Origin of the sequence: Streptomyces musisoli (assembly GCF_016741855.1) — a bacterium.
Taxonomy (GTDB): Bacteria; Actinomycetota; Actinomycetes; order Streptomycetales; family Streptomycetaceae; genus Streptomyces; species Streptomyces musisoli.
On record NZ_JAERRH010000010.1, the window covers coordinates 291,986 to 304,302 of the forward strand.

Below are 12,317 nucleotides of genomic sequence, written 5' to 3' on the forward strand. Positions count from 1 at the left end.
TCGTGACGGCCGTGACCTGCGTTGGCATCCGACGGTGACGGGGCGTCGACTTGGGGATCAGGCCGAGCTTCTCGCCGCAATGCGGCCGTAGCCGCGGGCCTTGGACTCCTTCGTCCGGAGGATCCGCGGGCAGTAGCGGCACTTCATCGGCGTCTCTTCCGGCGGTGGGCGTCGAGGCTGGTCACTCCGGCCGGCAGGGCGGCGGGGAGGTCGAGTTGCTGGACGCGGGCGGTGCAGGTGGCGACGTGGGGCACGTGGAGTCGCTCCCAGCCGCATAGGGGGAGTTCGTCCGAGGGGCGGCGGGACCGTACGGCGCCGGTTCCGTCGCGCCAGACGGCGGTGTTGCCCTCGTCGTTGGGGTCGGGGTCGACGGCGAGGCGCTTCCCGGCCTCGGTGATGGTCCAGAGGATGGGGCGGCGGCAGTCTCGGCATGGGGTGACTGTCTTCATGGGGTGGCGGGTCGGGTGTGGGCCGCGAGGGCGCGGGCCTGGTGGACGTCGGGGGTGAGGGTGCAGGGCTGGTTGGGTGCGGCTTGGCAGATCCGCTCGGGGCACCGGGTTGACATGAGCCTGACCCAGTCGATCTGTCGGGCGGAGTGCACATCCCGGCGGCGGTCGACGCTGCCGCGCTGGTTCGTGCACAGCTGGCCCGGGCGCGCCTTGCACCAGAGGCACTGCACGGCCATCGCGGCGAAGCGGTACGGCCTGCGCCGACGGATGGGGGTCGTCATGACGCCTCGGCCTCCTGCTCCTGGTCGTCCGTGCGGGCGAGGGCGGCAGCGGACGCGGCCTTAATGCTCGCCGCGGCGTGGTCGGGGTCGAGCAGCGGAAGGCCGGCGGCCGCGCGCTTGGTGTCTTCCAGGCGGATCGGGTGAACGTCGCGGCTTCGGCGGCCGCCGATGGTGCAGCTAGTGCCGGGGGCGGCTCCGCAGCGTCGGCAGGCACGGCCGCGGGGGTCCTTGGAGGCGTCACGGCTAGCGGGCATCTTGCCGATGGCGGCTCGGACGGCGGCTGCACGGCCCTCGTAGGGGCCATGATCAGCACCTGGGGGCAGTGCGAGACGATCAGCAGCCCCGAGGGCCCGGCTGATGCTGCTGGGCCCTGTGAGGCCGTCTCCAGCGGCTCGCAGGAGGGCACGGCGGGCGGCGATCGACTCGGCGCCGGTCTCCAGAGGGTTGCCGTCGTAGACGACGTGCGCCAGCTCGATGCGTTCCTCGCGTCGGGCCTTGACCTCGGTAACGATCTCGGCCGGGGAGATGAACGGCTGGCGGCGGGCGATGGCGATGACGGCGGCGCGGGCTTCATCGACGTCGTACGGCGCGAGGATTTCGCCCCAGACGTCGGGGGTGTACTCGCCGAACTTCTGGGCGGGGCAGGCGGCCTGGACGTACTCGGCGATCTGCACGGCTTCTTCTTCGGTCACGGGGCTGCTCCTTCCTGGCGTGCTGCGGCGCGGGCGGCTGCGCGGGCGCGGGCGCGGTCGAAGATGGTTCCGCCGGCGGCCTGCTGGCTGGTGAGGGCGGCGGTTGGGGAGGCGGTGGTGTTCATGGCGCCGTTCACGACGCTGGCGAGGGTGGAGGGGTGGAGGTTCTTGGCCATCCAGATGGCGATGCCGCGGCGGATCCAGTCGGGGTGAATGTGGTCCTCGTCGAGGAGGATCCGGATCTCTTTGGAGAGCTGGCCGATGACGCGGGAGGGCGGTCGTTCGGCGCACCGGTCGAGCCATTCGCCGACGATCGTCTGGGCGGTGATGGGGCCTTCGGGGGCGGCGTCCTCGGCGTCGTCGACGGGCTCTCCCTCGAGGACCTCGTCTGGCGTGTCGTCGTGACCTTCGGTCGACGACCGGGGGTCGCCAAGAGAGTGAGGTCCTGTAGAGAGAGGAGAGTGAGTAGGCGTCCGGGATTCCCTGACACTGACGTCAGGGATTTCCGGACACTGAGACTCGTCAGTGTCCGGGTTTGGCTGACACTGGGCTTCTGAGTCAGTGTCCGGAGTTCCCGGACTCTGAGCCGAGTCAGTGTCCGGGATTCCCTGACCCTCAAGTCCGGGTTCAGGGTCATGAGTTCCCGGACTCTGATGCTCGTCAGTGTCAGGAAGTTCCGGACGCTGAAGCGGGCGGATCTTGTACTTGGCGGTGCCGTTCTTCTGGCCGGCCGCGACCTTCTCCAGGACGCCCTTTTCCACAAGAGCCTTGATCACCGCGTACATCTGGGCGCGCGAGACCTGCGCCCGGCGGAGGATCTTCGCGGACTCCACGGAGGACCAGGTGATCCGCGTCGAGTCCCGGGCATCGTCCGCCAGCACCGCGAGCGCAAGCTTCTCGCGGTGCGTCAACGTCGTCGGGGCGTAGTCGAGCACCTCGACGTACAGGCGGCTGCCCACGTGCTGTCTCCTAGGGGTGGTGGTGACCGGTGGCCCGGCGGCCGGTCTCATCCGCCGGGCCACCGGCTGTCAGCGGCCGGCCGCGACCTTCGTGGAACCGGTGGCGCGGTACCGGGCGTAGGCGGCGTTGTTGGCGTCGTTGCACGCCTGGCACGGCGTCTCGCCCCTGCGGCGATGCCGGTTGTACGCCGACTTCGTGCCGCAAGGCGCCGGCGCCCGTCCCGGGCCGGGAGGGGCGTTCCGCTTCTCAACCGGCACCTGCTTGCGCCGTTCGGCGGCCACCGCCGCCCGCTGCGCCCCGGTGAGCCCGGCGATGATCCCGTCGCGCATGGTGTCCGCCGTCTGCGACTCGCGAGCGAGTACCGCTTCCAGGCATTCCGCTCGGACTGGACACTCGTCCAAGCAGATCCGCTTCGCCTCGGCCACGCTTCTCTTGCTGAACCAGAGGTCCGGGTCTTCGTGTCGGCAGGCGGCCTGGAGTTCCCACTCCCGCTCCATCACGGCTCCTTCCGGTCACTGATCGCGAAGGACCAGACATGATCAAACGGTCCGGACACCGAACTGGTGTCGCGATGACGGGCGTCGACGGGCGTCACGCGGCCACCCCCGGGGCGCCGACGTACGTGCCGTGCAACCGGTAGTGGCGGTCCGCCGCTGTGCGGGCCTTACGGCACGCATCACACTGCGGTTCCTTGCGTCGCTGATGCCGGCGATAACCGGGGAGCGTCCCGCACCTAACCGGCCCCAGCCTGACCGCGGAGTTCAGCTGCGCAGCCTGAGACCGAGTCCGGACCCGTGACAGGGCGTCGCACAACGGGGTCTCGTCCGTGGGGAACCATTTCCGCAACGTCTGCCCGCTGACTCCGACGCGCTCCGCGATGACGGAGTAGTCGACACCCCGCTTGAAGAGGAGATCCGCCGCATAGGCGGCCTCATCAGAACTGAGGGTCCATCCCTTGCGAACCCCGTTGATTGCCAGTTCCACGGCGACCAGGTCAAGGCAGATCACGCCGTCCGACGTGCCCATGAACACCGTCGGGACGGACAGCGTAGTGACGGGGATCCAGTCGCGATGACGGCCCGGGACGGCGCCGGTGACGGGGGCGTCGTGCGTGGTCATTCGCTCACCGCCGTCACGTCGTGGACCCAGGCGAGCGCGGTGTCGTCGAGCTGCTCGCGGGCCCGGGTCACGGCGACGTAGGCCAGGCGCCCCTCCTCGCGGGGCAGGATCACCAGGCCGGTCGTCTGGTCTGGCTTCGGCGCCCGGAAGTCGGAGTGGATTCGGACGGCCGGCCACTCGCGGCCCTTCGAGCGGTGCGCGGTCGAAACGACCAGCTCGGCCTGCTGCTCCGAGCACAGCCCGTCCGCGGCCGCGACGATCCGCTGGGGCCCGTGCTCATCGATGAGCTTCACCAGGACCTCGAGGGAGCCGTCTTCCTCGGCGGCGTACTGGCGTACGTCGTCCCAGGAGGCGAACCCCATCAGCTCCGGGTGATCGGTGGGCTGGCCGCCCTGGAGGGCTTCGGCGGCCCAGGCGAGGCGCTTGATGTCGCCGCCGCCTCCGACCAGTGCGACCTTGCGGCCGGCGGCGAGGCCTTCCATGACGATGCCCATGGCGCCGGCGTTGCTGCGGCAGAGGATCGCGTCCGGTGTGTCGAGCGGGCCGACGGTGGACTCGGCGCCGTCCCAGCCGGTCAGACGGAGGGGGGCACCGATGAGCTGGAGCCAGAGGTTCGCGCGGGCGGCCACGGCCGGGCCGAACCGGAACGACTGGCTGAGGGTCAGTTCGGGGCAGCCGAGCTGGCCGACGAACTTCTGTAGGGCGTCGTTGGCGCCGCGCCAGCTGTAGATCTGCTGGGCGGAGTCACCGACGGCGATGCGCTGGGCGTGCTCCTGGGCGAGGAGGACCGCGGACAGAACGTCGTTGGTGTCCTGTGCCTCGTCGAGGAGGACCACGTCCGTGGGTATGCGCGGCCGGGAGAGGGCCCACATCTTCAGGTAGTGATCGTGGGACAGGTTGAGGACGCTGTCGTCGCGGAGCAGGTCTTCCCAGGCGGCCCGGGCGACCGGCAGGGCCAGGGCGACCAGCTCGGAACGGGCCCGCTTTTTCGTGAGTCCGTCGTACTGGGGGACGTGGCGTTCGGTGATCTCGTCGTCCGCGCTGTGGCACCAGCGGGTCACGGTGTCCAGCGCAATACGCATGATGATCTTGGACGTCATGGCCTTCTGCCCGCCGATGTCCGTACGGATGGACGGGGTGGCGCCGATGATGCCGAGGATCTTCCGGACGTCGAGGGCTTGCGCGGCCTGGTGCGCGGTCTGGCGTGGCCGCTGAAGGCGAGCGCCGTACCGCGGGTCGAAGGCCAGGCCGTGCCCGGTCTTGCACAGGACCGTGCTCGGGAAGCTGCGACGGGCGTCGGCGGCGATGGCGCTGTTGTAGGCGACGTACGTCATCCGGCGGCGTCGGTCGGACCGGGCGATCATCTTCAGCGTCGAGGACTTGCCGCATCCCGCGCCGGCCTGGAGGACGAGGTCCAGCCCGTCGCCGTACGCGTTGACCGCGTCCGCCTGCTCTGGGGTGGGGTTCACCACTGTGGTGCACCTCCTTTCTCGGGGGTGCGGGCCCGCCCCGCATGGGGGAAGTCGGGGCGGACCCGCGGTCAGTGGTGAATCAGGCGGCGGTCTGCTGGTCGGCTGCGGCCCGGCGGGCCTCGTCCTCCAGGCCCTGGACCATCGCGGCGAACTCGTCCGGGGCGTTCTCGCGCTCGCCGTAGGCCGAGAGCGTGTCGAGCAGGGTCTTGGCCTCCTCCAGCGTCAGCTCGTTCGCGGAGCCGACAGGGCGGCCGACGATCAGCGACGTGGCGTGCAGGCGGCCCTCGCGGCCCTTGACGTCCAGCGCGTTGAAGAGCGCGTGCATCATCCGCATCTGCGGGGCAGTGACGGGCGCCGGGCCCTGGTCCTGGGCGGCGGCGGCCGGCGGGGTGGTCTGACGCACGGCCGGTGCCGAGGCCTCTGCATGGGCTGCCGAGTGCGCGGACGGGTCGGTGTGCTCCGTGCCGGTCGGCTGCCCGGTGGGCGGGCTCGACGGAGTGCCGGTGACGCCCGTCGTGACGGGCTTGACGGCCTGTCCGTACTCCTTGATGACGTTCCCGAGCTTCGCGGGCTGGCCGGTCTTCGGGTGCAGGAGGTCGGCACCGAGGAGACGCCGGTTGTTGGCCTGCTGATGCAGCTCCAGCGCCCGGTCGTACGTCAGGCCGTCGGCGGTCAGCTGGTCCACGATGACCTGGACGGGGTCGACGCCCTGGCCGAGCTGCTCCAGGATCGCCTCGGCGAAGTCCTCGCCCGGGTGGTGGACGGACACTCCGTCGAGGGCCGTGTACCGGGTCTTCGTGACGGTGCCCGTGCCCGCGATCATGTCGATCACGACGTCGAACTCGTACTCGGCGCCCTCGCGCTGCACGGTCTTGACGCCGACCTTCGTGACCTTCTTCCCCTCCATCTCGTAGTCGTTCTTCGTCCGCATCGTGACGATGACGTGGCCGGGGAAGTTCAGCAGGACGTCGAGCATGTCCTGCTCCAGGTCGTTGACCGGCGCCCACGCGGTGTACGAACCGCCGTAATGCCCGGGCTTCTTGGCCTCCTGGTCGACGCGGGCCAAGAGGCCGCCCTTACCCGCCCAGAAGTGGGACCAGGAGTCGATGATGAGGACGGCGATCCGGGCCTCCTCAGCGGCCTTGACCGCAGCGATCAGGTTCTCCGGGGAGCAGAAGGCCATCGGCAGGTGACGGAACTCGTGGGCCTCGATGTCGGGCCGGCCAGGGACGGGGGCGTACTTGAGCGCGGAGCCGCGCTCCGTGTCGACGACGCCGATCTCGCCGCCGTTGGCGAGCTTCTCCGCCATGCGGAGAGCGGTCTTTGTCTTGCCGGAGCCACCGGGGCCCTGGAGGCCGATGCGGGCCCGAGCGGTCTCGCGGGTCGCGGGGGCGAACGTGAACGTGGTCATGAGGTGCTCCGGTGGCGCGGGTTCGGGATGGTGGGCTGGACGGGTGCGGCGGCCAGGTGGCGGATGGTGTTGATGACGCGCATGGCGGCGCCGTACTGCCGGCGCTTGCGTCGGAAGTCGCCGTCGGTGTCCGTGTCGGTCCGCCGGTACTTGTCGGAGAGTTGCTGCTCGATGGCGTCGGCCAGCTCGTCGCCGGTCTCCTTGCGGAGGTTGGCGAGCAGCTGTGCGGCCTCGCCCGGACGCAGGGCCCGGCCGGAGGTGAGGGCCTGGTAGGCGGTGCTGTACGCGGTCACCGACGGACCTCCTTCCGGGTCTTCTGGACGGTGGCGGTCAGGTCCTCCCACCGGCCCTTGCCGTGGTGGAGGGCCAACGAGGTCAGCCAGCCGCGCTGCTCGTAGTCGCGCGCCCTGCGGTAGGCCTGCGCCTTGTCGGCGGTGTGGAAGTCCGCGGTCCTGCGGCCCTGGCCGGGGCCGAGCGGGAAGGTGTAGCGGATGACGTAGGCCCTGTCGTTGCGGGTTTGCTCCCGCGCGTGGTGCGTACGGCGCTTCACTCGTCGGCCTCCGCGTCGTACTCAGAAGCCAGCTCAAGGGCCGTGACGATGTAGCCGGTGGTGGACTCCTCGTTCTGTCCCGCGACGACCACCAGCTCGGCAACGCCGTCTTCCTCGTCCTCGATCCAGTCGAAGGCGAGGGTGGTCGCCGTCGGCCACGATCGGCGTTCCGTCGCCTCGCAGTGCGCGCGGGCGGCCTTCGCGGTGCCGTAGTGGCCGAGGGTGATCCCGGAGTCCGGGTGCTCGGCGCGGTACACGAAGGTCGGCGCGGCCTCCAGTTCGGCGACCCGAGTCAGAAGCCAGGCGACGGCCGGGGCCACCCGCTCGTAGATCTCCACCTCGTCGGGAATCCGGCGGCGCTCGCCGTTCGGGGAGAGCAGACCGCGCATCTCCAACAAGTCGGCCTCGGCCTTGACCAGCCGGTCGCGACGCCGCTCGCGCTGTGCCACCAGGTCGGTGACTTGCGCCTCGGCGTCGAGCAGACGGCGCAGGACCGGAGCCATCCGCTCACCCATGTACGAGGTGAGGTTGAGGCAGTAAAGGTCTTCCCACGTCGGGTGGGCGTGCTCGCGCCGGTTCTCCACCGACTCGCCGAGCACCACCAAGAGGCTGTTCCGCGCGGGGCGAGCGTCACCCAGCTGCTTGGCGAGCTTCGCGCGCTCGTCGGGGGGCAACTGGAGTGCGTCCCCCATCGGCATCGGCAACGCTCCAAGAGAACGCACTGCGGCCTCGATGTCCTTGATCGGCTCGCTCATGCCGCTTCACCGCCCTTGCCACTGACGGGGGTGACCTGCGTCGACGGGGTGGTGATGACGGGCGTCAGCGGACCGGTCTGCGTGGCGATGTTCGCCAGCGAGCACCGCTCCGACCGGCCATCCAGGGACAGCAGCGGCATCCCGTCCTCGGCGCGCTGGCCCTGGAAGTACCAGACGTCGCCGTGTGCGTCGCGCTGCGGACGAGAGAGGTCGTAGACGATCCCGTCCAGCTCGTACGGCCGGTCCGCCCGCTCGGCGGCCGCGGTGCGCACCTGCGGCAGGTCGTATGCCACCACCGAGACCCGGACGCCGTCCCGGTAGCCCTCGCCGGCCACCGCGTACGGCAGCGGGCGCTCCTGGTCGTAGCTGATGCCGAAGTACTGCCGCCAGGCGGCCCACTGCGCCTGATCCGTGATGTGAAGCGCGATCAGGATGCGGTCACCGTCGGTGCGTACGGTCTTAAACTCGGCCCGCTCGCCGATGCCCTGTTCGATGATGGCCGCCACCCGGCGGGACCGCTCGCATGCGGCGTCCCAGGCGAGGGCCTGCTGCTCAAGCTCAGTCAGCTCTTGGTCGACCGGGGCCTCCCGGCCCAGGACGGGCCCGTACGACCGCTCAGGGTCGATGAGCAGTCCGACGCCGTCCAAGGCGTGCGCAATGGCTGCGGCCGGGTCGGTGCTGTCGGTGGCCATGGTCGCGCGGATGACGCGCAGGGCGTGGGAGAGATTCCTGTTCATGCGAGGGCCCCTTCCTGCTGCACAGCGGCCTTCCCGACCGAGGCGGCGAGGGCGGCGTGCATCTTGCGCATCGCACGGAAGTGGAGGGTCTTCGTGGACGCGACGTTCTTGCCGAGGCGGGCGGCCGTCTCCGGGAACGTCAGCTCCTCGATGTGCCGAAGGCGGACGACGTCCCGCTGGTGCGCCGTGAGGGTCTCCATCGCCTGGGCCACAGCCTGCTTGGCCTCGATGGTGGCCAGCCCGCGGATGGCGGACTCCTCAGCGCTGTGCTCGAAGGCGTCCGTCTGGAACGGCTCGGCGGTGGGGATCTCCCGTGTCGTGCGGTGCAGCTTCAGGTGGTCCAGGTAGAGGTTCCGGGCGATGACGCACAGCCAGCCGACGAAGCCGGCGGTCGTGGGGCGGTGCCGGAAGGTGTCGATGCGGCGGAGGGCCCGCAGGAACGTGTCCTGGGTCAGGTCCTCGGCCAGGGTCCGGTTCCGGGTCTTGTTGACGAGGTAGCGGTACACCTCCGGCCGGTGATCGTTGTACAGGGTGGCGAAGGCGTCGCGGTCGCCCGCGACGGCTCGCGTCACCAGCTCCACCTCTGCCGCGGGGAAGATCGCGGCGGTAGCCTGGTAAGACACAGCCAGCTCCTTTGACGTGGGGTTTTCGGGTTGTGGGGGCCGTTCCGGGGGCATCCGGGGCGGCCCCGTGTGTTCAGGCGGCGCGCTGGCGCCGCATCGAGTCGAGGACGGCGTGGGGGTCGAAGCGCCGGCTTGTGCCGACGTAGATCAGCCCGGGCCACATCTCGCCCTGTCTCGCCGCGTCCTGGATCTGCTTGTCGATCCAGCTCATGGACTTCCGCAGAAACTCGGCGAGTTCGCGCTGGTCCATCAGCCGCTCGGGCAGGTACTTCCGCGGTTCCGCACTCTTCGATCTGCGTGTAGATGTAGATTCTGCGAGCGTGAAAACGGGCGTCTCGAAGAGGTCATTGACCGCCTTGCCGAGTACAGCGGCGATGAGGCCGGCGGCGTGGTCGCTGCATTCCTCGCGCGCCGTCTTGCCCTTGCCGACGATGAAGCCGACCATCGCCCGCGAGAGGCCGGCGCCCTCGGGGTCCTGCTCCTTCGTCTTGGCGGCGAGGCGCCCGATGTCCAGCCCGGCCGCCTCCATGGCGGCCCGCAGCGGGGCACCTTTGTCCAGTCGTCGCATGGTGAAACCTCCGGCGCGTGGCCGAATTGGGGTCCGCAGGTCGATCTGACCTGCAGTATCTACAATCTACGTGTAGATGCAGATGACGTCAAGAGGGGTGCACAGGGGTCTAGATGCGCCTAGCAGGGGTGTGCAGGGGTCGTGTAGACGGGACAAAAGGACGTCATATACCGGTCATCCAGCAGCGATCTACTTGCGCATGTAGATGTGGATGCCCGATCCTTCCTGCGTGAACAGCCACCAGCACCACCCCGGCGAGCAAGGCCCCGCCGAGGACCAAGCCCCCACCGGCGAGGACCTGGCGGCGCTGTTGACCCGCGTCCTTGAGGAGGCGGGCATGACGCAGAAGGATCTGGCCGAGAAGGCCGGCGTCTCGTACCCGACGCTGAATAGCTGGATCAAGCGCACAAGGGGTACCTCCCGGGTTGCGCCTGAGACGTTGCGCTCTATCGCGTCGGCCGTCTCGGCCTCGGGTGTGAAGCTCACGCCGCGTGAGGTCTTCGCCGCGGCGGGGCGGCCCGTGCCTGGACCTACGGACGCTGAGCGCGAGGCTCGGCTGCTGAAGTTGTACCGGCAGCTGCCGGAGGATAAGCAGCGGGATTTGGTCAGGTATGCCGAGGCTGCGCTGAAGCTCAGTCACGCCTCACCTGGATAAATAAGGGTTGCCTTAGCCGCCATGTCCCGTTTTTGCCAGTGGAGATGTCCGAAAAGAGGGGGGCTGTTCCGCATTTCATTTACTGGAAAACAAACCAGGACCAAATTCGGTTAACCGCCTTACCACTGGCTTCACACACAGGTACGATCGGTCACCCGCTGTCCTCCCGGAGCGGATCTCATAGTGCCGTCGCACTCCATGGGGGACACCTGTGTGCATCCACATCGTCGAGGCCGACGAACTCCCGACGATCGCCGTCTGGGACCCAGACGAGGTCACCATCCTCGTAGCCAGGGGCACCCACCCTCATGACCTGATCAGAGAACTCCACGCGATCCTCGTGACCGACCTCGGCGCGCCCGACCTCCCTGGCGCCGGCCTCCGCTGCTTCTGCGGCGAGCCCGTTGAGCTGCCCTCCGCACTCACCCCGGTCACGGCCGGCGCACGCTCTCTCTGATCAGGAGCACGCCCGATGGTGCGCAAGAAGGCCCCCGCCAGGGCCACCAACAATCCACGTCCCAACCCGTCCATGCGTTGCGGCTGCCCGGACTGCCTGAAGCGGTACCCCGGCGACCGGCCGCCCGTCGACGAGCACACCGGTTCGTGGGAAGCCCGATACACCGACGCCTCCGGCAAGGAACGCAGCAAAACCAAGCCCACGTACGACGAGGCCGTCGCCTTTCTGGAGCAGACCCGCACCGAGCTGCGGCAGCGGACCTGGATTGATCCCGCCCGCGGGGAGATCACCCTGGCCGCCTGGTGGCGGTTGTGGTGGCCGACCCAGACGAAGGGCTCCGCCCGGATCGAGGACTGGACCCAGTCCCAGCTGCGCGACGAGGGCATGTGGCGTAACCACATCGCCCCCACCTTCGGCAGCGTCCGGCTGTTCGAGCTGGCGTGGCGCGAGATTCAGCTCTGGGTCAACTCGCTGCACGACGAGAACGGCGGCCCGCTCGCCGCCAGCTCGGTGACGAAGTGCTTCCAGGTCCTGGACCGGATGCTGGAGGACGCCAAACGAGACCGACGCGTCCCCTACAACCCGGCCGAGGGCGTGAAGCTACCCACGATCAAGAAGAAGCACCCGGAAGACCGGCGGCCGCCGACTTACGCGCAGCTCTGGCTCATCCGGCACCAGCTGCCGGAGCACTTCCACAACCTGCTGATCCTCGCCCAGGAGACAGGCCTGCGCTTCCAGGAGCTGGCCGGACTGCGGTGGTCAGCCGTGGACTTCGAGGGCCGGCGGATCCACGTCCGCGAGGTGCTGATCGAGCCCCGGGGCAAGATCAAGCGGAAGGCGTACCCCAAGAGCGACGCCGGTCTGCGCACGGTGCCGATGACCGGGCTGGCGGCCCTGGTGCTGCGGGAGCTGTGGGCGAGAGAGCCGGACGCCAGCCGGGCCGTGTCGGATCCGGCCGCGGGCCTCTGTGAGGAGGAGCTGGTCTTCCACGGCCGGAACAAGGTGCGGCGGGGGAGCAGGAAGCACGGCGGCGAGGGTGAGCCGTATCGCGCGCCGCTGCGCCGGTCGGCGTTTCGACGGCTGTGGGTGAAGGCTATCGAGGACGCCGGGGTCGTTCGGAAGACCGTGAAGAAGGTCCGGGTGCAGAAGGTCGACGAGCACACGGGCCGGACGCGGACGGTGGAGACCGAGCGCACGGACTGGTGGCCCGACTTTCACGACACCCGGCACGCCTTCGCGTCCCGGTTGCACGATCGCGGAGTGCCGGAGGTCATCACCCAGGAGATCCTCGGGCACGAGCGCGCGGGCGAGGTGACGTGGATCTACACGCACGCGGCCGCGGACTACGCGGGCCAGGTCCTGGCCGCGCTGGAGGACGGGAAGCCAGGTGCGGCGTTGCGGCCGCCGCGGCGTCGGCTGCGGTCGGTGTCGGCGGCGTGAGGCGTCCCGGGACTACCCCGGAACTACCCCGGGACGGCTTTACGATCCACAGGGGTCGGGTGGATATCCACAGGGTAGACGGCTGTAGATGTGGACAAGAGTCGCAGGTCAGGTGACCTGCGGAGATCATCTAGAGAGAGCTGTTTCC

17 protein-coding genes are annotated in these 12,317 nt (G+C 69.4%); 3 read left to right on the forward strand and 14 right to left on the reverse strand.

Translation table 11 applies throughout. The annotated features are described in order from the left end of the window. Positions 1 to 143 precede the first annotated feature (143 nt). From JK361_RS26105 to JK361_RS26170, 14 genes are all read right to left on the reverse strand, one after another. Positions 144 to 449: a hypothetical protein gene (locus tag JK361_RS26105; RefSeq protein ID WP_201822301.1), complete on the reverse strand. Its 306-nt coding sequence runs from the start codon at positions 447 to 449 to the stop codon at positions 144 to 146. Beyond that, complete coding sequence (locus JK361_RS26110) at positions 446 to 730, reverse strand: zinc finger domain-containing protein (RefSeq protein WP_201822303.1); 285 nt, start codon at positions 728 to 730, stop codon at positions 446 to 448. The genes JK361_RS26105 and JK361_RS26110 overlap by 4 nt, the downstream gene beginning before the upstream one ends. After that, positions 727 to 1,422, reverse strand: coding sequence for a zinc finger domain-containing protein (locus tag JK361_RS26115; RefSeq protein WP_201822305.1), 696 nt, complete (start codon positions 1,420 to 1,422; stop codon positions 727 to 729). Before JK361_RS26115 ends, JK361_RS26110 begins: the two co-directional genes overlap by 4 nt. Next, entirely contained in the window at positions 1,419 to 2,381 is a 963-nt protein-coding gene (locus JK361_RS26120; RefSeq protein WP_201822306.1) for a hypothetical protein, read from the reverse strand. The genes JK361_RS26115 and JK361_RS26120 overlap by 4 nt, the downstream gene beginning before the upstream one ends. 69 nt (positions 2,382 to 2,450) lie before the next feature. Beyond that, positions 2,451 to 2,879 carry a WhiB family transcriptional regulator gene (locus JK361_RS26125; RefSeq protein ID WP_201822307.1) on the reverse strand — a complete coding sequence of 143 codons (429 nt, stop codon included), beginning with the start codon at positions 2,877 to 2,879 and terminating at the stop codon, positions 2,451 to 2,453. Between the two features lie 94 nt (positions 2,880 to 2,973). Next, positions 2,974 to 3,501 carry a hypothetical protein gene (locus JK361_RS26130; RefSeq protein ID WP_201822308.1) on the reverse strand — a complete coding sequence of 176 codons (528 nt, stop codon included), beginning with the start codon at positions 3,499 to 3,501 and terminating at the stop codon, positions 2,974 to 2,976. Continuing rightward, positions 3,498 to 4,970, reverse strand: a complete 1,473-nt coding sequence (locus JK361_RS26135; protein WP_201822309.1) for a UvrD-helicase domain-containing protein — start codon at positions 4,968 to 4,970, stop codon at positions 3,498 to 3,500. The genes JK361_RS26130 and JK361_RS26135 overlap by 4 nt, the downstream gene beginning before the upstream one ends. 82 nt (positions 4,971 to 5,052) lie before the next feature. After that, positions 5,053 to 6,384, reverse strand: a complete 1,332-nt coding sequence (locus tag JK361_RS26140; protein WP_201822310.1) for an AAA family ATPase — start codon at positions 6,382 to 6,384, stop codon at positions 5,053 to 5,055. Then, entirely contained in the window at positions 6,381 to 6,677 is a 297-nt protein-coding gene (locus tag JK361_RS26145) for a hypothetical protein (protein WP_201822311.1), read from the reverse strand. Before JK361_RS26145 ends, JK361_RS26140 begins: the two co-directional genes overlap by 4 nt. Beyond that, positions 6,674 to 6,934, reverse strand: a complete 261-nt coding sequence (locus tag JK361_RS26150; protein WP_201822312.1) for a hypothetical protein — start codon at positions 6,932 to 6,934, stop codon at positions 6,674 to 6,676. The genes JK361_RS26145 and JK361_RS26150 overlap by 4 nt, the downstream gene beginning before the upstream one ends. Beyond that, positions 6,931 to 7,689 carry a hypothetical protein gene (locus JK361_RS26155; RefSeq protein ID WP_201822313.1) on the reverse strand — a complete coding sequence of 253 codons (759 nt, stop codon included), beginning with the start codon at positions 7,687 to 7,689 and terminating at the stop codon, positions 6,931 to 6,933. Before JK361_RS26155 ends, JK361_RS26150 begins: the two co-directional genes overlap by 4 nt. Continuing rightward, positions 7,686 to 8,426: a BN159_2729 family protein gene (locus JK361_RS26160; protein ID WP_201822315.1), complete on the reverse strand. Its 741-nt coding sequence runs from the start codon at positions 8,424 to 8,426 to the stop codon at positions 7,686 to 7,688. Before JK361_RS26160 ends, JK361_RS26155 begins: the two co-directional genes overlap by 4 nt. Next, positions 8,423 to 9,049, reverse strand: coding sequence for an RNA polymerase sigma factor (locus JK361_RS26165; RefSeq protein ID WP_201822317.1), 627 nt, complete (start codon positions 9,047 to 9,049; stop codon positions 8,423 to 8,425). The genes JK361_RS26160 and JK361_RS26165 overlap by 4 nt, the downstream gene beginning before the upstream one ends. A 73-nt stretch (positions 9,050 to 9,122) precedes the next feature. After that, a complete protein-coding gene (locus tag JK361_RS26170) occupies positions 9,123 to 9,617 on the reverse strand; it encodes a hypothetical protein (protein ID WP_201822319.1) in 495 nt (164 codons plus the stop codon). Between the two features lie 229 nt (positions 9,618 to 9,846). Between JK361_RS26170 and JK361_RS26175 the strand changes: the two genes are divergently transcribed. From JK361_RS26175 to JK361_RS26185, 3 genes are all read left to right on the forward strand, one after another. Continuing rightward, positions 9,847 to 10,272 carry a helix-turn-helix domain-containing protein gene (locus JK361_RS26175; protein ID WP_307787322.1) on the forward strand — a complete coding sequence of 142 codons (426 nt, stop codon included), beginning with the start codon at positions 9,847 to 9,849 and terminating at the stop codon, positions 10,270 to 10,272. A 211-nt stretch (positions 10,273 to 10,483) separates the two neighbouring features. After that, on the forward strand, positions 10,484 to 10,729 hold the full coding sequence (locus tag JK361_RS26180) for a hypothetical protein (RefSeq protein ID WP_201822322.1): 246 nt from the start codon (positions 10,484 to 10,486) through the stop codon (positions 10,727 to 10,729). Between the two features lie 15 nt (positions 10,730 to 10,744). Next, positions 10,745 to 12,169 carry a tyrosine-type recombinase/integrase gene (locus tag JK361_RS26185; protein ID WP_201822323.1) on the forward strand — a complete coding sequence of 475 codons (1,425 nt, stop codon included), beginning with the start codon at positions 10,745 to 10,747 and terminating at the stop codon, positions 12,167 to 12,169. Positions 12,170 to 12,317: the final 148 nt, after the last annotated feature.